This is a genomic window from Sphingomonas parva (ex Maeng et al. 2020) (genome assembly GCF_004564275.1).
Classification (GTDB): Bacteria; Pseudomonadota; Alphaproteobacteria; order Sphingomonadales; family Sphingomonadaceae; genus Allosphingosinicella; species Allosphingosinicella parva.
The window spans coordinates 1-882 of sequence record NZ_SPDV01000060.1 but is presented as its reverse complement, the minus strand read 5'-3'; the positions used below and the strand labels follow the sequence as shown (position 1 = coordinate 882).

The window sequence follows — 882 nt, the reverse complement described above, 5'->3', positions numbered from 1 at the left end:
GCGGCCGAGGTCCAGGGCGGCGACGGCATCGATCAGGGCCAGTTCGTCTTCCAGGGCGCGGCGGTGACCTTCAGCATCGCCGACAACCTCGCCGGCGTCGTGACGGTGAACGGCACCAAGATCAGCGGCATCGAGCAGCTGGTGAACTTCACCGCCGGCCGCTTCGACGACCACATCACCGGCGGCGCCTATGCCGACATGGTCGACGGCCTCGACGGCAACGACGTGCTGTTCGGCGAAGGCGGCGACGACATCCTCTCCGGCGGGGCGGACAACGATCTCGTCTCCGGCGGCGCGGGCGCGGACACTCTGCGCGGCGGCGTCGGCCACGACACGCTGATCGGCGGGCTCGGGGACGTGCTGATCGACGGCGGCGAGGGGGTCGACATCGGCATGCTCGATTTCTCGGCCGCGACCGACCGGATCGTCTTCTCGGCGGCGACCAACGGCACCGGCAGCGCGAACGTGCTCGGAACGACGATCAGCGGCATCGAGCGGATCGACTTCAAGGGCGGTTCGGGCAACGACTTCATCTCGGGCGGCGCCGGCGCCGACACGATCGACGGTGGCGCCGGCGACGACGCGCTGATCGGCTACGGCAATGTCGACGTGCTGATCGGCGGCGCCGGCAACGACCTGATCAGCACCGGCGACGGGGCGGCCGAGGTCCAGGGCGGCGACGGCATCGATCAGGGCCAGTTCGTCTTCCAGGGCGCGGCGGTGACCTTCAGCATCGCCGACAACCTCGCCGGCGTCGTGACGGTGAACGGCACCAAGATCAGCGGCATCGAGCAGCTGGTGAACTTCACCGCCGGCCGCTTCGACGACCACATCACCGGCGGCGCCTATGCCGACATGGTCGACGGCCTCGACGGCAACGAC

At 69.7% G+C, this 882-nt stretch carries 1 protein-coding gene; it reads left to right on the top strand.

All coding sequences use genetic code 11. The features are described from left to right. Window positions 1-882: calcium-binding protein (locus E2493_RS19015; protein ID WP_135090056.1), on the top strand; the 882-nt coding region annotated here is incomplete at both ends.